Below are 18,550 nucleotides of genomic sequence, written 5' to 3'. Positions count from 1 at the left end.
TTTGTGACTTAAGTCACAAAAGGAATATCAAAAAATCTTACAAATTTATTTAGATAGCTTAACCAATTTAATCGAACCTTATATCGCTTTAAGGATTTTTTCATATGGATTATTCCATTTCATAATCGAATTTACACACTGATTGCAAGGCCCCGGTAGTAGCTTCCTCTTTCACTGTACCCGGAAGACCAGTCCAGGAATAGGTTAACTGCATTATGCTCTGGCAGATCAAGCATAGAAAAACATCCTTAGGTCGAATAGGTGCCCATGAACATTTTTTAACAGTCATCAAGCCTTTATCGTCCCTGGTACGTGTTAATACCTTGAAACCCAGGTTTTCGTATAACTGTGAAATCCAGGAAAGGTATATCCTCATTTTGTCCCGATCACTGAGATCCTCGTATGGTTCCTGGGTGATGCTTCTGGTGAATTGTATGAAGAGGGGCTTCATATTCTGTTCGAAAAGACGCATGAATCGTGATAAAAAACCACTTCTTTCGGAAATGGGAATGTTAGCCACCAGTTCTGGGAGGGCGCTACGCATGAATATCTGAACATCTTTCAATCCCAGCATTTTTTCATTGGCCATTTCCCTTTGTCTGGTTTCATAGTTTTTCAAGGCCAATTGAATGTTGTTACGTAACTCTGCCTCTTCAATGGGTTTAATTAGATACGCATTGGCCTGGGTTTCGCTCATCCGATTAAAGGTTTCCACATCATCTAGGGCAGTAAGATAAATTAGGGGAATATCCATAAAACTTCTGATAATGGTGGCGGCATCAATACCATCCATATCTCCCTTTAAAGTAATATCCATTAGAATTAAGTCGGGTTCAATGGAAAATGCTTCCTGTATTGCTTCATTACCACTTTTAGCAATGGATGGAACCTGGTACCCCAATGACTCCAAGCACTCCTTGATTTCAATGGCGCTTATTCCTTCGTCTTCCACTACTAAAATTGTCTCCCCAGCCATTTCGTCACCATAAACCCTGAATTGTTACATTATAAAAGTATGTTATTATGGAATTATGGATATTTTAACATATAAATTTATTAGGTACGTGTATTGGAGTCATCCCCCACTTAAGCCTGCAGTAGTATGATCTTTTAGTTACTGTAATGATTATTAATTATTAATTATCAGTTTTACAACCTTTTTAGGGCATTAACTGGTGAAATATGGGCCTAAAGTTGGAATAAATATTTTTAAACCAATGTCAATTATTATGTACTCAACAGGAGGAGGTGATAAAGGTTGGAAAAAAACAATATTGATCTGCGTAGCCGTGGTTTTAATTTCCACCCTGCCTATCTATGCCCTGGATTCATACAACACCACCTATAACCAGACAGTTAATTCCGTGGAACACCAATCTCATAATGATAATGGTCAATTATCAGCCATTAAGAATGGAATTTCCGGGAAATATAAGGATGTGCAGGATTTGCGTTTGAAGATACTGCAAATACTGGAAGAAATAAGGCTGCTACGTCAGGGAAATGAAACTTCGTCCTTATTCCGGTATGAACTGGAAGAGGAGTATGCTGAGCTACAGAGTAAGATGCGAAGTATAATCCGACAGTGAAGTTTTTCCCCAGTTATTCTTTTTTTTTGTAAAGGTTCATTCCTTTTTTATTAAAGGTTCATTCTTTCGTTTTATTGCTAGTCAGACCCAGGTATTGGGCTAGTACATTGATGGTGGATCCCTGTAGTAGGGCGGAGGTTATGGTGATGAAGAAGACCAGGTTGAAGATCATCTGTCCCCCACTGATACTGGATACTATGGGGTAGGTGGCAAATATAATGGGTACTGCACCCCGGATACCCACCCACGAAACAAAGGTCTTGTCCTTTAAAGGGACTTTAAATGGTGTAAGGCATAGAAAAACCGCCAGGGGCCGGGCTACCAGCATGAGGAAGAATGAAATTACCAGCCCAATACCCATTACCGGAATGATCTGGGAGGGGAAAACCAGTAATCCCAGGGCCAGGAACATTATTATCTGCATTAGGAGGGCCATACCATCGAAAAACTGTAACTGAATATCTTTGTTTTCAAAATAACTGTTTCCCAGTATAAGGGCAGCGATATAAACACTTAAAAATCCATTACCTCCGAGGAAATGACTGACGGAGAAGGTTAAAAAGGCCAAGGCTATGGTGAATACTGGGTAAAGTCCATCTACATGGAGTTTAATGTTGTTGATGATTTTGATCATCCCTTTTCCAGATATAACTCCAATAATAACTCCTAATCCTATAGACTGTATGAGTAACAGGACCATGGACCCTATCGAAGTAGTGGGGTTCAGTATGAGAAATATGAGGGTGGTGGTCATGAAGTAGGCCATGGGATCATTGGTTCCACTTTCCAGTTCCAGTAACTGTTCCAACTTATTTTTCAAACCACACTTTTGAGAACGGAAAATAGAAAATACTGCAGCAGCATCAGTTGATGAGACAATTGCACCCATTAAAAGAGATTCTGTTAATGAAAACCCGGTAATCCAGTTTATAAATAAGCCGACTGTCAGGGTGGTAATAACAACACCGGCAGTGGAGAGGGTAACACCCTTCCATAGAACTGGTTTAACATCAGTCCATTTGGTGTCCAGACCTCCTGAGAAGAGGATGAAAACCAGAGCAACAATACCAATGAACTGGGCAACCACGGGATCATCAAAATATATCCCTCCTATACCTTCTGACCCGGCCAGCATCCCAATGAAAAGAAAAACCAGTAACGAGGGTATTCCCAGTCGGTGGGAAGTTTTACTGATTATGATGCTAATGAAAAGAAGTAAGGCACCAATCAGTATAATCTGTTCAGAAATCATTATAATAACGTCTATATTTTTTAACTTTTATAATTATTTAATAATAACTGTTCACATATTGTTGATTTATATGGCACATTACCTCACCAGATCTAAGGGGGGTTTAAAAAAAAATAAATTAAGTTGTGGGGTGATTAAGGTGAATAATGGTCCAAATACCACTGAATCAGGTCCCCCGCAATACTCATTCCCGACGGTGTCCGGGGAAGTTCATCTGGACTGAACCACTGGGCATCCACAATTTCCTTACCATCCACTTGGATTTCTCCACTATCATAATCTGCAGTGAAGCCCACCATCAGGGAATGGGGGTAGGGCCAGGACTGGCTGCCAAAATAACTTATATTTTTAACCTTCAAACCCACTTCTTCCAGAGTTTCCCTTTCCACAGCTTCAGTCAGTGTCTCACCGGCCTCCACAAACCCGGCAATCAGGCCATACATATTTCCGGTGGTTCTGGTGTGTTGGGCCATGAGTAATTTACCATCTTTTACAATAGCGGTAATCACTGCCGGTGAAAGGCGGGTGAAACTCGTAAAACCACATTCAGGGCAAATTTTAGCCATTTCATCCCCCTTGGTCATGGTGGGACTCCCGCACTGCCCACAGAACTGATGGGTCCGGTCCCAGTGTGCTATTTGAGATGCCCGGCCTGCCAGGAGGTACAGATCCTCACTAATAGCCCCATAAAGTGAACGAAGATCTAGAAAATTCATTTCTACCGGTGTAGCACTTTGAGGTGATAACTCTCCAGTGTAGGCTGGAAATCCATCGAACGTGCCCATGTACTGGGATCTTTCCGGTGCAATATCTAAATCCTCTAAATTTTTTAAAAAAGGAATTTGTATGGAATTGCCATTATTTTTAACCATAATTTTGTTGGATTTGAAAAGGAACCAGTAAGAACCTTGATTATTATTTAGTTGTGGTATAAATTCCGGTTTATAACGCTTATAAATACTTTCCCGAGGCATGGGTAATGATTGTACCTTGAAATAAATAAATATCACGGCCCCCGGTAATTGGGAATAAGGGGGAGTTTAGGTAAAAATTTAATTTTTACCAAAAAAATTATTCTATTTAAACCTGGAATAGATCTTCAAGTTCCTCTTTCAGCTGTAAATTAAATTCTTCACTGGGATTTTCCGTGGTTTCCGCAGCGAACATGAAAAACTCGTAAATTATACGGTTTAACTTCCCTCCCTTCACAGTTAAATGGTACTCGGTTTGAACTGGTGAAGAATTAATTACCCTTTTTTCAATTATACCCTTCTGTTCCAGTTCTTTTAACCGTTCCGACAGTACTTTACTGCTTAAATCAGGATTCATTTCTAAAAAATCCTTAAAATGTATGCAATGGCAGAAAAAACCTTTAATAATCTTAATACTCCACTTTTTCCCCAGATAATCAAATGTATCCTCAATGGTGTGATATATTTCATGAATATGGTTGTTTTCCATATAATTCAACTCCTCGCTTACCAAATGGTAATTAGATTACCAAATGGTTAGAAAAACTACTTTAAACCCTGATTACTATTTTAATTTGATTAAGTTGATATTTGATACTGGTTCTAAATATAGATCACGGTGAAGTCAAAAAGAGACACTCACCCTAGACCACTGTATCTGGAAATTTAGTAACTTTTAAAAAATTTAGTTTAATGTTCAAAGAAATTCTACTGAAGGAGGAATTATCATTCTTTACAGAAATTTTGGAAAAACCAACGAGCAGGTTTCAGTATTGGGCTTTGGGTGTATGCGCCTTCCTACACTGGGTGATGATCCTGCCAGAATTGACGAAGAAACAGCCACCGTCATGATCCGCCAGGCCATTGACCAGGGAGTTAACTTCATTGACACCGCCTATCCTTACCACAGCCCGGGATTGTACCACACCGGGGAGAGTGAACCCTTTTTATCCCGTGTTTTGGAAGATGGATACCGGGATAAGGTTATGTTATCTACCAAACTCCCCAGCTGGAGAATTGAAAATCAGGAGGATATGGAACGTTATCTGGAACACCAGCTGGAACGTCTTAATACCAATTGCATTGACTTTTATATGGTGCACGGCCTTAACCAGGCATACTGGAAGAAAATGAAAGAATTAAAATTCGAAACCTTTTTAGAGGAAGCCCTGGACCAGGGAAAAATAAAACATGCCGGATTCTCATTCCACGATCGCCTGGACCTGTTTAAGGAGATCGTGGATTACTATGGCTGGTCATTCTGTCTCCTGCAGTATAACTATCTGGATGAGGTTTACCAGGCCGGAACTGAGGGACTAGAATACGCAGCCAGTAAAGGATTAGGGATTGCCGTCATGGAACCCTTAAGAGGAGGGCAACTAGTATCCAACATCCCACCACAAGTTCAGGAGGTATTCAACCAGGCTGAAATTAAAAGAACACCTGCTGAATGGGCATTAAGATGGGTGTGGAATAACCCCCTGGTATCAGTGGTTTTAAGTGGCATGAACACCAGGGAAGATGTTAAAGAAAATTTAAAGATAGCCAATATTGCCGAACCCCATTCTTTAAGTTCAAAGGAGTTGGAGATCATTGGTAAAGCCAGGGACATCTTTAAAGATAAACTAGCCATCAACTGCACTGGCTGCGGCTACTGTCTACCCTGCCCGGCCGGAGTGGACATACCAGAGAACTTTGCCCGCTACAATGACTACCATCTTTTCGGCAGCCCAGAAGAAAAAGCCAGTTTCCAGTTTTCCTACGAAGCCCTACTACTGGAGAATCGTCGAGCTTCCGTCTGCACTGCCTGCAAACAGTGTGAAGAACACTGCACCCAGGAAATAGCCATTGTTGATGAATTGAAGAAGGTCAAAGAATTATACGAGACCGGTTAAAACTCGAACAAATAGAATAATATAATTCAAAGATAAGGATTGGTTTTAAAGAAAGTAGGGAGGAGTTATGTGTTGTGGGCAGGATTTTTAATTTACCCGTTCATACTGGGTAGTCCTTTCCACGGGGATCCGACCTATATCCTTGATCAGGGTGTGCATCTCCTCCCGGGAGAGGTACTCACCGTGGGATGAACCCGCAGCAATGGAGATGAGGTCCTCCATCATGGTACCACCCAGGTCATTGGCTCCACAGCACAGGGCCATCTGGGCCATTCTGGTACCGATCTTAATCCATGAGGCCTGAATATTAGGTATATCCCTCCCCAGGATTACCCGGGCTATGGCGTGTAATTTCAGGTCATCAAGGCCACTGGCACCACTGGATTCCTCTCCCATCAGGTTATTTTTTCCCAGAAAGGTCATGGGCACCAGTTCGGTGAAACCACCGGTCTCCCTCTGGATATCCCGCAGGATCATCAGGTGGTCAATGCGGTCCTCCCAGGTTTCAATACTACCGTACATAATTGTAGAGGTGCTTGGAATCCCTAGTTGGTGGGCTTCGGTAATAATGTCCACCCATTCCTGGGTGGAAACCTTGTTAGGGCAGAGTTTTTCCCGTACACTGTCCACCAGTATCTCGGCCGAAGCACCAGTAAGGGTGTCCAGTCCGGCATCCCTAAATGAAGTTAAAGCTTCCCTGGTAGTAACATTGGATGCTTTAGCCGCATGGTAAACTTCGACTGGGGATAGACTGTGAAGCTCTATGTTGTATTCTTCTTTAATGGATGAAAAAAGGTCACAGTAAAAGTCAACTGTCATGTGGGGCATAACCCCTCCAAATAGGCATATTTCACTGGCTTTGACTTCTACTGCTTCTTTAATGCTTTCCAAAATTTCTTCAGTGGTCATTTCATATCCAATGTTATCCCGGAAGGAGCAGAAAGCACATCCAATAATACAGTGGTCGGTGATGTCGATGTTACGGTTGGCCACAAAGGAAACTTCATCTCCCACAATTTCCTGCCTTAACCGGTCTGCTGTGTCAAATAACTGGAAATGGTTGGCATCCACCAGTTTTAATGCATCTTCTTTGGTTATTTCACCCTCTAAGGAACGATCGTAAATCTCTTCCATCATTATTTTCGACTCCTAGATAATCACAGTGTTAGATTTATACTTTGATAAGTTTCCCATCATAGGATATAAATTAGTTGTTCTGGGGGGATGTGTTAGTTAATAAAAAGAAGTAAGGAAATTATTTACTCCCTAATGAGGGGGTACATTCAAAAAAGTGAATTATTTTTATTAAAAAAATATTTTTTTATCTAACCTTCAATTCGATCGATATTCAGCATACCGTAACTATCCACCAGTTCTCTAAACTCATCAGTAGCGGATACAGTTTCCAAAGCATTTTCAATATCTTTAAGTATATCCGAGTTTCGGAGTTTATCCTCCACATCAGAATAATCCTTTTTAAGGACAATAGTCACTGCAACTTTATCATCTTCAAATTTGCACACCTTATGTCCTTTAATATCCGTTGCAAAACTTACACTACCTTCCATGATTCCACCTCTTCCCTAATTAATTAATACTTTATTTTTCTATTCATAAGAAGTTGACTGTACTACATGAAATTGGTATTCAACTTCACCATGGATAATTTTTAGGGCCGGAGTTCCATAATATAGTTGGAGGAAAAATGTAAAATGAGGTGATGTTTTAATGACTAAGTACGTGGCTCTCCTTCGGGGGATCACTCCTTCCAATCCCAGTATGAGCAATGAAAATTTACGTGCTGTTTTTCGTGATCTGGGAGGGGAAGAGGTCGAAAGTGTTATCTCCAGTGGAAATATCATTTTTAAAACCGGGTCCAGAGAAACCAGTGAACTGGAAGCAACCATTGAAAAAGCACTTAAAAATAAACTGGATATTCAGAGCACTGCTATTATTTACAGTAAAGATGATTTACAATCTTTGGTCCGTGAAAATCCATTCAAAAACGTTGAAGACACCCCCCAATGTAAACCGAATGTAACTTTCCTAAAAAATAGGTTAGAAACAGAATTCAAATTCCCTTACCATCCAGATAACGGGGGTTTTATTGTTTTAGGCGCACATAACCGTGCAATCTACAGTGTAGTCAATTTATCCCAGGGGAAAACACCGGATTTAATGCGCTGGGTGGAAAAAGAATTTGGCCGGGAACTTACCACCCGAACCTGGAAAACAGTGGGGAGAATTTTAAAAAAATTGGATTGACTTATGATCCACTCTTATTATCAGTATTTTCTGGTTTCTAATTGGTGTATAATTTTTTTCTTATTTTTAATACCCTCTGTTGATTTTATTCAAACTGGGCAGGGCCTGCCTTTTTAGGAATGAAGTGTTTTTTGGAGTATTTTCATTAATTTGGAGTCAGTCAAGGTCAAATTTTTCAAGGTTACTACTAACTATTAAGCAAAATTTAAATATGAATTGTATGAAATATATGTTAAACATGAATTATATGAAAATTTATATTTATCATGTGTCAGGGATAAGTAGAATCTAAAAAATAATGGAGAGACAGTTTATGGGAAGTTATATGGATAACCATCTATTTGGAAAGGTGAAAGTGGGAGAAAGGGGACAGATCGTTATTCCCAAAGAGGCCCGTGACAAATTCAACATAAAACCCGGTGATAGTCTGGTGGTATTTGGGAAAGAGAAAAATGAAAAACTGATACTCCTAAAAGAGGATTTAATGAGGGAATACGCACTTAAAATACTGGACGACCTGGATGAACCAGAATAACAGCCGGGATTGTTTCAAACATTTATTAATTAAAATTTCCAATCAAAAATCAATTTAAATCCCAATGTATCAGTAAGATTGTTAAAAATGAACATGCACGCGGCCATAATATTAATTAAACCTACAAGAAGGCAAACTGGATGTTAGATATTAGTCAACTCTTTATTCCCCTATTTGGATTTTTAATCGGTCTTTTAGTTTCCACCATGGGAGGTGGTGGTGGAGGGCTCTACGTACCGGTTTTAACCCTGGTTTTCGGAATCCCCACTCAGGTAGCAGTGGCCACATCACTGGCCTCGGTGTTACCCACCACTGCAGTGGGTGCCTTTAGCCACTACCGGGAGGGTAACGTGGATATTAGAACCGGCTTAGTTTTAGGAGTAGGGGGAATAGTGGGCACACTGATAGGAGCCTACCTGGCCAACATGATACCTTCCATCCTTTTAAGAAGACTCTTAGGAGTTTTCACCCTTCTGATGCTCATTCCCATGGTTCGGAGTTTCTGGAAAAGGAATAAAAATTCAAAAACCGGAAAGGAAGAAAACAATGAAAAGGAACCCATCATACTCACCGGACCCAGGCGAATAATAGCTTCTCTCTTTGGAGTGGCATCCGGGTTACTGGCTGGAATATTTGGCATAAGCGGAACACCACCAGTCAGTGCCGGGTTGTACAGTTTAGGCCTGCCCGCCATGATGGTGGTGGGGACCACAGTATTTGTACTCATCTTCAATTCACTCACCGGTATGGGTGGATACTTCCTACTGGGAAAATTGGATCTCACTTTAATACTCCTCCTAGCAGGAGGAGCAGCGGTAGGCGCATTTTTAGGGCCAAAACTCCTCAGGAAGATCGATCCCCAAACCTTTGAAAAGATATACATACCGGTACTGGTGACCATTAGCCTGGTACTGGGCGGGGCCATGATACTGGCCTGAATCATAAACTTCAAAATAATTAATTACCAGTAAAACCTACTGTTAAGATTACTTAAGGTCCTAAATTCAGTACACATACTTATATGACCATGTAGATGGAGGGAATTAAATTGCAAATAACTGAGGAAGTATATGCCTTCGATTCAACCAGAGGAAACTATGCCTACCTGATTAAGGGTGAAGAAACCATTTTAATTGACACAGGACGCCCAGGGCAGGGCAAAGGAATATTAAATGATTTGAAAACTATAGGGGTAAAACCTGACAAGATCAAGCATATCCTTATCACCCACCACGATGTGGACCATGTAGGGAGCCTGGCCTTCATGCAGAAGGAAACTGGGGCTAAAATATGGGCATCCACGGGAGATATCCCTTATATCTACCAAGATATAAACCGTCCGGGAATAAAAAGGTTAATTTCATTTATCATGAGGGTGGAAAAGCCGAGTAAGATAAATACTTACCCTGAAGATGGAAAATTGGGCGTGGATGGAGTGCAAGTTATACCCACTCCCGGACACACCCCCGGCCATGTATGTTTACTATATAAGGACGTTTTATTGGCCGGTGACCTTTTTAGAACATCCCAGGGCAAAATTGCTCCCATGAAATCCTTTATGAACTGGGATGATGAAGTTCTGAGAAGCTCCCTGGAAGTCATACAGGACTGTGAGTTCAGCTGGGTCTGCCCGGCCCACGGGGAGCCTTTAAAAGTAGATGGTAAATTGAATCTGGATAATCTGCTGAAATAGTCATCACCCCCTTTATGGTATAACCGGAAAGACGTATAGGAAGATGTATAAATCTTGAAACCCAAGGATTATGGTTGACTTAAAAAATATAAGTGAAATTGGAGCTTTATAATGAATTTCTCCAGAATTTTAGACGAAGGCAAAGGAACCCAAGTAGAATTTACAGAATCCATGAATGAACATGGTTTCCGGGCAATATCTGCATTTTCCAACACCAGTGGAGGTAGTTTATTTTGTGGAGTCTCGGATAAGGGAGATGTCACTGGTTTTGATTGCAGTGAGAAAAGTGTGCGGACCATAACCGCTAAAATAACCAGTAAAATGGGTATACGTCATTCTATTTCCTGTTTTACCTGGGAAAAAAAGAAGGTTTTGTGTATTAATGTGGAAAAAAGTTCTAACCCCATTTCCTACAATGGGATATACTTTAGACGTGAGGGAACTAAAACCACCCCTATACTGGGGGATAAATTAAGGGATTTCTTCTTAAGGGGCAGTAACTGGGATGGTCTGACCAACGATGCTACCCTGGAGGAGATAGATGCGGAATCTGTGGCCCGATTCATCAGCCGGGCAGCCAAAAGAGATAGGATTTTCGATGAGGAGGAAGACACCTGGCAAATTCTCAAAAGCCTCAACCTGATAGTTAATGGTAAATTAACCAATGCTGCAGTTATCCTTTTTGGTAAGGAACCCCAGAAGTACTTCACCAATGCCCTGGTGCGGGTCATTAGATTCAAGGATGAGGTCAGTATCTTTGATCGAAGAATTACTGGAAACCTGTTCCAGCAGGCTGAAGAAGCTGAAGAAGCCATTAAAAATTCCATCAATGTTAAATTCGAAATCAAGGGCAAATTAATTCGGGAAGAAGTATGGGATTACCCCCTCAAGGCTATACGTGAAGCTTTGATAAATTCCATCGTCCACCGGGATTACTTTAAATCCCAGATCCAGACCCAGATTAAGATATTTGATGACCAGATATGGTTCTTTAACCCGGGAGAGCTCTTTGGGGGATTGACCATTGAAAAACTTAAAGAGGCCCATCCTTCATCCCCGCGAAATCCTTTAATTGCGGAGATGTTCTTTAAGGCCGGTCTGGTTGAAGTTCATGGATCCGGTATTCGCCGGATGATCCGATCTTTACAAGATGCTGGTCTCCCTGAACCGGAATTTAAAGAAGAATTTGCCGGGTTTTCAGTTTACATGATGAAAAATGTCTACGACATGGAATATTTAAAGAGTCTGGGTCTTAATCGCAGTCAGATACAGGCCGTGTCTTATATGCAGGAACACGGTTCTTTAACCATGTCTGATTTTCTTCGTATTTCCCCGGGAATAACTGAGCGAACCTTAAGACGATATTTAGCGGACCTGGTGGATAAAAAACTTGTCCGTGCCATTGGAGAGAAAAAAGGGCGCAGTTATGAACTTTACTGAATAAGGAATGTTCCCTTTATTGGGTCGTGGCTGATATTGGACAGGCAGTGGGTTGATATCGGACAATATAACGGACATATCGGACATTCAACTACTTTGGTAATAGAATTCAACTTGAACTACACCGGTAATAGATTTATTCTTTTTTGGATCAATCAAAACCAGACTGTAAAAAGTAGGAGTGCACTGGCAGGAATTTGAGGTTGACACGAAGTACACCAGTGCATCCCATCTAAATATTATTCTTACTGAACTATAAATGATCTGTTAATTTCTGGTGAGGGATATTGCAGTAACCTGAAATGTACCATCTAAAAAATATCTAAAAAAATTATTTATTCTCACCACCAGTACATGCACGGGGAGGGAAAAGTTGAGATGGTGATTATTTTTTGGTCTGAGATAATTTTTTCAAGGCCCTGATGGGTGATGGATTTCTGTTGAAATTTTAAAAATCTAAGAAATCCCTGTAAATGATCCACTCCATATAGCCTCACTGGTGAAAATATGGTAACTTCGATGATTTTTAATTCAGGGATCTTCACCTAGCAACATTATTAAAAATTCATTGAAAATTTAATAAATTTACTTCGTTAAACCGTTATATTACGAAGTAGACAAAAACTTTATAGAAAAAATGCCACTTATTTACTTAACTATTACGAAATAAAAAATATAGTAAAACTTGCAAGTAGGATTAAATATCCTTTAATTTAAAATTATAAATAAAATCAATCCATCATCCTTAAATTATGACCCGTTATACTACACAAAGTTCTGAAATGATGATCTTTCGATAAGAGAAGATAATCTGAAGGACAATCATCTAAAACAATTACATCACCCAAAATTTTACAATATTTCAATGAACAATCTAATAGGGAGCAACTGTTAAATTGGATAATCAAATCTCTTAACATTGTGAAATAGGGTTCGGATTCAGCTATAAGTCCTGCTTCAATTTGATTTAAAAACATTATATTAGACGTAATGTAATGAACTATTGAACAATCAGTACGATTTATTCCTGATTCACATGGGAACTCTATTTTAAATTTGGATCCTACACTCTTGGGCTTGCTTGAAGCTAACTCGCAATCAATATTACTATCTAAAATATTAAATTGTTTTTTCAATATTTTAATTGAGCATTGAGCATAATTTTTAATGGCACGTTTGGCAAAATTAATATCCGGACGACCCATAGGGTAATCAATAGACTCCATTAATAAAATATAACGGCTTACAACACGATTTTGATGGTCATCTTCACTCTCTAGAATGGAATATAACTTTCTTTGTACTCGATCCAAATCATTTTCATCTTCAAGAATTGAATGTAAATTGCATGCATCTTTTACAATAGTCCTAATAAATTCAGCTAAGACATATTTAGAGATATGTACACAGTGAAGTTGAATTTTAGAGGTTATAAAATTAGAAATTTCTGAACTTCTATTAAACATCCACTCAATACAAATATTTGTATCTAAAAAAAGATTTTGATGCAAGTAAAATCACCTAATCTTCATATAATTCTGAAAGTCCTTCGATAGATGGGAAAAAAATCATTCCCGAATCTATAAGATCATCAAATATTTTTTCTATATCCCTCTCGTTAATTTCTTTAGTTCTAAGTTTATTTAAAGAATCTTTTATTGAATTCACTTGCTCTTTATCTAGATTTTCAGGAAAATTATTTTTTATAAATTGGATTATTAAAACTAATAATTCGTTGTAATTATCATCCAAGGGCCTAATATCCCACAATTCATCTATTTGATCCTTTACATCATTATAGCATATTTGCCTTAGTCTTAAATCATCAAAATTTGAATAAATTTTATCAAAATTGGTTTCAATGCTATCAAATATGTGATTAGGACTACTGATTCCTACATCAAATTCTTCAATAGAATTAAAGGGCCAAAATCTAAAGTTTGGAGTATTAATCGTTTGAACATACCTAAAAAAATTTGAATTTTCCTGTATATACCTCGTTCGATGACGATAGTATTTGGGACTAATTATAACTATATTACTAAAATCAACATTCTGGCCATAAAGCAATTCCATTTTTCTATCTTTAATTTCTCTAGAATTGTCAGGTTGTTCTTCTTTAAAATGGATCCTGGCTTCTTCTTCATGTATTTCTTTTAAAATAGGTTGATTAGAGTCTTCAAATTCCAAGGTTGACACTGTGTCTTTGTAAATGATATAATCACCCCCTAAATTTCTTCTTTAGATAAAGATTTTTTAATTTGCTCAAGCTCATTAATTAATTGGTCGATTTCTTCCATTCCAGTTTCTAAAGTAAATGTTTCTGTTTTCATGACTGGTGGATTATCTGAAAACGGTTTTCTGGTACGTATCCTTAACATTGCAGTTGGAAATGTGAGTTTTTTACCATTGAACTCAGTTTTTTTGATAATAATATCCCAATCAAATTTATCCAATAAAGAAGTTTTATAATTTTTTTGAAGATGATATCTTTTAATTAGATTCCAGTTGATTATTTCTTTCTCAATCAGATCACATCTATTATTAAAAGTTTGAAGCATTTCGTTGTTGTCTTGAATATTCAAAATAACTTCATCTTTTTCTCCAGCTAAAATGATAGATACAATCTCAATAATTTCATCAATTATATCTTGTATTTTTGAATCGTCTATGCCATAATTACGTACAGATTTTTTAGTAGGAGGTTTTTTAAAGATTATACCAGTTTTAGCGGGTTCAAAGTAGAATTTAGCTTTTTTATTAGCAAGAGCATCACTGAGAAAGTTAACACCCCTTTTAAAATCATCAATATCTACATTTGGCCCTAATTCTTTAACCATCTATTTCTACCTCCTGAACATTATTAATATTATTATAATTATTATATAAATATTGTTTTAGGTTACATTAAATAATATCTGGCATTATTTTCTAGATTCTTATTTTTGTAAGCAACTAATGAATATATTATGATATAATATTTGATAACAAGAGATTCAAATAATTAAACGAATTTATGGCTAAGTATAACATGGTTTAACGTAATAAATTTAAATTTTAAACATTTTTTTAATAAAAAAAATATTTGTATACTACTAAAACAAAATCATTAAAAGTAGCTTGTATCCCTAATTAGGGGGGGGTATATGTAATGATCCTTTTGTAATGGTTTTTAAAACTTTTTTTTCATCCTTACTTCAATTGGCCATATTGGATATGGTTTGAAAAAGCACTGTGATCACATTAAACAATATGGACACATAAAAGGACATAGCGAAAAAATATATAATATTTGGGTAAATAGTACCATAAACCATTAAAGATTAAACCTACCAATTTAACCTTTCATGCATTATTATTTTCATTAATTAACATTTCAAATCTTGGGCATTAAATTTAGGGGATGATTTTTTCCATGTTTGGGGGGAAAAGATATGGATACTGAAGAAAAAAGTACCATTGAACCGGAAATATTGGATACAACTAAAATACAGTTCCAGGAATTTTTTAATCATACTCCGGACATAATCACCATAATTTCCTATGAAAACCGTCAGCCAGGAAATTTCATTGAAATTAATAAATCTGGCCTGGAAAAATTGGGTTACTCCCCTGATGAATTCTTAAAGTTAGGACTAGATGATTTAATAGTCCCTGATAAAAGGGCTGATATTCCTGAAGACACTTATTGGATCATAAATGGAAAAAGCTATTTTGAAACGGAATTCATCACCAAAAATGGTGAAAGAATCCCAGTTGAGACCAGTAACAGTCTATTCCAGATCAATGGAAGAGATGTGATTCTATCAATCTCCCGGGATACAAGTAAACGTAAGAAAGTTGAAGATGCTCTCCGGGAAAGTGAGGAATTCAACCGCAGTATTATTGCCGCAAGTCCGGATTGCATTAAAGTCCTTGACCTGGAAGGCAACCTCTTAATGATGAGTGAGGGCGGACAGAACCTAATGGAAGTTGACGACGTAAGCCTCATTTTAAATACAAGTCTTATTGATTTCTACCCTGATGAATTTCAACCAGATGCACGCTATGCCCTTACCAGAGCCAGAGAAGGGAAAACTGCGCAATTCACCGCCTACTGCCCAACCCTAAAAGGAACACCAAAATGGTGGGACGTAATCGTAACCCCCATCCTAAACGCCAATGGCACACCAGAAAAACTATCTGCAGTATCACGTGATATTACCGCCCGTAAACTAGCCGATGAAAAACTCCGATGGAGTGAGGATCGTCTGATGATGGGCATGGATATGGCCCACATGGTTTACTGGGAATACAACACTGAAAAAGATCTATTCACCTTCGACGACCAGTTTTATGCATTATATGGCACTTCAGCTGAAGAAGAAGGCGGTAACATGATTTCTGGACAAGAATATACCGAACGTTTCGTTGATCCGAGTGCCTATGAAACAATGGAGAAAGAATTTGCCAAGACCTTTGAAGTGGATGATCCTGATTTTTTAAGCACACCTCAACACTGGATGATTAGGGCCGATGGTGAAAGAAGATTCCTGCAAGTGCGTTTCAAAATCATGTTCGACGAAAAGGGTAATAAAATCGGAACTAGAGGTGTCAATCAGGACATAACTGAACTTAAAATCGCTGAAGATAAACTTAAATTAAATCAAGACCTTCTTCTTATGAGTATGGACATGGCAAAACTGGTGAAATGGGAATATGATATTAAAACGGACATGTTCACCTTTGATGACCATTTTTATGCATTGTACGGAACCAATGCCCAGGAACAGGGAGGATACCAAATGTCCGCTGCTGAATATATCAATCGTTTCGTCCCCCCTGAAGAAAAGGAATATGTAGAAAAAGAATCAGTCAAGGTCTTAGAAATCGATGACCCGGATATTATCAGCACCATCCAACATGGGATAGTTAGGGGTGATGGTGAAAGCAGATTCATTTCGCTTCGATTAAAGGCCATATATGATGAGAATAACCAAAAAATTGGAAACAGGGGTGTTACTCAGGATATAACTGAAATTAAAAAGGTTGAAGAGGATTTACAAAGTACTAAAGCGGAACTGGAACGGATCATTGAATCATCACCCGCAGCAATCATTGTTCTTGATTTTGATGGTCGAGTGCATCGTTGGAGTCCTGCGGCTGAAAGAATTTTTGGATGGACAGAAAAAGAAGTAATTGGAAAACCATCGCCTACTGTTCCTCTAGATTTTATTGAAAAACTCCATATAGAGTTAGATCGATTAAGAAATGGGAAAGAAACCCTTTTCAACCCACTTTTAACACCATTTGAGGTTGAAGTGTTTAAAAAAGATGGATCAAAAATTTTCATGTCCCTATCTGTTGCGCCAATCCAAGGGGTATCAGGTAAGCCAGAAGCAGTAATAAATGTGATGACAGATTTAAGCGAGCGTAAAGAGTTTGAGGAAAAACTAAAAAAATCTATAGAAGAAAAAGAGATGCTTCTTAAGGAGATCCATCATAGGGTTAAGAATAATTTGATGATTATTTCCAGTCTATTGAATCTTCAGGCTAATTATTTAAAGGATCAGGAATCCATTGAAATTTTCAAAGAAAGTCAGCATCGTGCTGAATCAATGGCTTTAATCCATCAAAGGCTTTATCAATCCACGGGCCTAAAAAGTATTGAATTTCAAGAATATATCACCACTTTAGCCCGGGATCTTTACCAAAGTTATGTGAAAGACCCTGACCGAGTAAAACTCCTGCTGGATGTTGAAGAAGTAAGTATTGATATTGACACTGCCATCCCACTGGGTTTAATATTAAACGAACTGATTACTAATTCCATGAAGTACGGTTTCCCTGGAGATATGGATGGTAAGGTTTTCATTGATCTGTCCAAAAAAGATGATATTTATGTCTTAAAAGTGGGTGATGATGGAGTGGGGATACAGTCCGATTTAGACTTTAGAAATACCAGTTCATTAGGTATGCAGTTAGTTAACGGTTTAGTTAGTCAGATTGATGGCGAAATTGAATTAAACCGTGACAATGGCACTGAATTTGTAATTAAGTTTAAGGAAATGAAATTGGGAAATATAGTTAAATAAATTTTGGATAATGCATTTCGTATACTAAAACTAAGATGTAAATTAAGTCCTAGAATAAACTCGGAAATAATTTTTTATTTATCTATTTTTGAAATCATTCTATTCTATGTTTATATCTTACAGGTGCGTTCCTCTAATCCATTACGGGTAACTATTTCTTTAAAATTAAATCGTCGCTCGTAATATCTTTCTTTCCCCTGGGTGGGATGTCCACTATCCATTAACAACGAACAAGAAGGCAACTATTATTACCACAACAACAACTATGATTAAAGCTAAAAGTGGCCATAAACTTTTTAGGATACTCCCTTTACTGGGCATTAATTCGATATTATTATCTTCAGCCAATCTTTTGACATATTCCATTGCTTCCTGGGGAGAGACCAGGGTTACCCGTTCATACAAGGCAGCGCTAAATGGAAAACCAAAACCCCCTTCCCTAATATTTTCTAATAAAATTTCGTCTAGTTTACCCCGGTCATCATTCAATTGTGTGTAGTCGTACATACAATTGGCACAGAAATATTTGCCCTGCCGTTCAATGAGGAGGCCATGTTCACGGCACTGTGGACATTTTAGATAGATAGTGGATTTCATGTTATTAATTATGAATTCATATGATAATAATTTTTTGGAATTTTACCATATTTTGATTGAAATTATAGAAGATTAACTAAAAAATTCTATGAACATTTAAAGATTTATAGCCAAAAGAGTACTTTTATGGCAATGTAACAAAATACCATTGGTAAGGTGTAGTTACGGTTTCCCCATTAATTTAGATGGCTCCACCATTCCAGACACCTGGTTTTATTGATAACTGTGTTTCATTTATA

18 protein-coding genes are annotated in these 18,550 nt (G+C 38.0%); 8 read left to right on the top strand and 10 right to left on the bottom strand.

The features are described from left to right. Positions 1 to 109 precede the first annotated feature (109 nt). Positions 110 to 976, bottom strand: coding sequence for a response regulator (locus QC759_RS11180; RefSeq protein ID WP_048073301.1), 867 nt, complete (start codon positions 974 to 976; stop codon positions 110 to 112). A gap of 253 nt (positions 977 to 1,229) precedes the next feature. On the opposite strand from QC759_RS11180, the gene QC759_RS11175 reads away from it, so the two are divergent. After that, complete coding sequence (locus QC759_RS11175; RefSeq protein ID WP_276699407.1) at positions 1,230 to 1,589, top strand: hypothetical protein; 360 nt, start codon at positions 1,230 to 1,232, stop codon at positions 1,587 to 1,589. Between the two features lie 58 nt (positions 1,590 to 1,647). Here QC759_RS11175 and QC759_RS11170 read toward each other — a convergent pair whose 3' ends face one another. From QC759_RS11170 to QC759_RS11160, 3 genes are all read right to left on the bottom strand, one after another. Next, on the bottom strand, positions 1,648 to 2,841 hold the full coding sequence (locus tag QC759_RS11170) for a potassium/proton antiporter (RefSeq protein ID WP_048073300.1): 1,194 nt from the start codon (positions 2,839 to 2,841) through the stop codon (positions 1,648 to 1,650). 134 nt (positions 2,842 to 2,975) lie between these two features. Continuing rightward, a complete protein-coding gene (nudC, locus tag QC759_RS11165; RefSeq protein ID WP_048073299.1) occupies positions 2,976 to 3,815 on the bottom strand; it encodes an NAD(+) diphosphatase in 840 nt (279 codons plus the stop codon). A 106-nt stretch (positions 3,816 to 3,921) separates the two neighbouring features. Then, positions 3,922 to 4,302 (bottom strand): winged helix-turn-helix transcriptional regulator, encoded by a 381-nt coding sequence (locus QC759_RS11160; protein ID WP_048073298.1) that lies wholly within the window; start codon positions 4,300 to 4,302, stop codon positions 3,922 to 3,924. Positions 4,303 to 4,585: 283 nt separating this feature from the next. Between QC759_RS11160 and QC759_RS11155 the strand changes: the two genes are divergently transcribed. Then, complete coding sequence (locus QC759_RS11155) at positions 4,586 to 5,707, top strand: aldo/keto reductase (RefSeq protein ID WP_279845822.1); 1,122 nt, start codon at positions 4,586 to 4,588, stop codon at positions 5,705 to 5,707. An 87-nt stretch (positions 5,708 to 5,794) separates the two neighbouring features. On the opposite strand, the gene cofH is transcribed toward QC759_RS11155, so the two are convergent. After that, positions 5,795 to 6,844 carry a 5-amino-6-(D-ribitylamino)uracil--L-tyrosine 4-hydroxyphenyl transferase CofH gene (gene cofH / locus QC759_RS11150; protein WP_048073296.1) on the bottom strand — a complete coding sequence of 350 codons (1,050 nt, stop codon included), beginning with the start codon at positions 6,842 to 6,844 and terminating at the stop codon, positions 5,795 to 5,797. Between the two features lie 188 nt (positions 6,845 to 7,032). Next, a complete protein-coding gene (locus tag QC759_RS11145) occupies positions 7,033 to 7,275 on the bottom strand; it encodes a hypothetical protein (protein ID WP_048073295.1) in 243 nt (80 codons plus the stop codon). Positions 7,276 to 7,435: 160 nt separating this feature from the next. On the opposite strand from QC759_RS11145, the gene QC759_RS11140 reads away from it, so the two are divergent. From QC759_RS11140 to QC759_RS11120, 5 genes are all read left to right on the top strand, one after another. Further along, positions 7,436 to 7,972 carry a DUF1697 domain-containing protein gene (locus QC759_RS11140; protein WP_048073294.1) on the top strand — a complete coding sequence of 179 codons (537 nt, stop codon included), beginning with the start codon at positions 7,436 to 7,438 and terminating at the stop codon, positions 7,970 to 7,972. Positions 7,973 to 8,285: 313 nt separating this feature from the next. Then, positions 8,286 to 8,507, top strand: coding sequence for an AbrB/MazE/SpoVT family DNA-binding domain-containing protein (locus QC759_RS11135; RefSeq protein WP_048073293.1), 222 nt, complete (start codon positions 8,286 to 8,288; stop codon positions 8,505 to 8,507). A gap of 140 nt (positions 8,508 to 8,647) precedes the next feature. Then, a complete protein-coding gene (locus QC759_RS11130; protein ID WP_048073292.1) occupies positions 8,648 to 9,445 on the top strand; it encodes a sulfite exporter TauE/SafE family protein in 798 nt (265 codons plus the stop codon). A gap of 110 nt (positions 9,446 to 9,555) precedes the next feature. Next, the gene (locus QC759_RS11125) at positions 9,556 to 10,200 is read left to right on the top strand and encodes an MBL fold metallo-hydrolase (protein WP_048073291.1); all 645 of its coding nucleotides are present in this window, start codon (positions 9,556 to 9,558) and stop codon (positions 10,198 to 10,200) included. A gap of 111 nt (positions 10,201 to 10,311) precedes the next feature. Continuing rightward, the gene (locus QC759_RS11120) at positions 10,312 to 11,640 is read left to right on the top strand and encodes an ATP-binding protein (protein ID WP_048073290.1); all 1,329 of its coding nucleotides are present in this window, start codon (positions 10,312 to 10,314) and stop codon (positions 11,638 to 11,640) included. A gap of 731 nt (positions 11,641 to 12,371) precedes the next feature. Here the strand turns inward: QC759_RS11120 and QC759_RS11115 are convergent. Genes QC759_RS11115 through QC759_RS11105 form a run of 3 tightly spaced genes read right to left on the bottom strand, consistent with a single transcriptional unit; the run spans position 12,372 to position 14,480 of the window. Then, positions 12,372 to 13,151 carry a hypothetical protein gene (locus QC759_RS11115; RefSeq protein ID WP_048073288.1) on the bottom strand — a complete coding sequence of 260 codons (780 nt, stop codon included), beginning with the start codon at positions 13,149 to 13,151 and terminating at the stop codon, positions 12,372 to 12,374. A gap of 10 nt (positions 13,152 to 13,161) precedes the next feature. Beyond that, the gene (locus QC759_RS11110; protein WP_048073287.1) at positions 13,162 to 13,830 is read right to left on the bottom strand and encodes a hypothetical protein; all 669 of its coding nucleotides are present in this window, start codon (positions 13,828 to 13,830) and stop codon (positions 13,162 to 13,164) included. A 38-nt stretch (positions 13,831 to 13,868) separates the two neighbouring features. Then, positions 13,869 to 14,480 carry a COMM domain-containing protein gene (locus QC759_RS11105; RefSeq protein ID WP_048073286.1) on the bottom strand — a complete coding sequence of 204 codons (612 nt, stop codon included), beginning with the start codon at positions 14,478 to 14,480 and terminating at the stop codon, positions 13,869 to 13,871. A 594-nt stretch (positions 14,481 to 15,074) separates the two neighbouring features. Here QC759_RS11105 and QC759_RS11100 point away from each other — a divergent pair. Then, complete coding sequence (locus QC759_RS11100) at positions 15,075 to 17,714, top strand: PAS domain S-box protein (RefSeq protein WP_052659999.1); 2,640 nt, start codon at positions 15,075 to 15,077, stop codon at positions 17,712 to 17,714. Positions 17,715 to 17,927: 213 nt separating this feature from the next. Here QC759_RS11100 and QC759_RS11095 read toward each other — a convergent pair whose 3' ends face one another. Then, entirely contained in the window at positions 17,928 to 18,311 is a 384-nt protein-coding gene (locus QC759_RS11095) for a hypothetical protein (protein ID WP_054858459.1), read from the bottom strand. Positions 18,312 to 18,550 lie beyond the last annotated feature (239 nt).

The sequence above is a fragment of the Methanobacterium formicicum genome, from assembly GCF_029848115.1.
Taxonomy (GTDB): Archaea; Methanobacteriota; Methanobacteria; order Methanobacteriales; family Methanobacteriaceae; genus Methanobacterium; species Methanobacterium formicicum.
The sequence above is the reverse complement of the archived record's forward strand: the minus strand, read 5'-3'. Positions and strand labels throughout refer to the sequence as shown.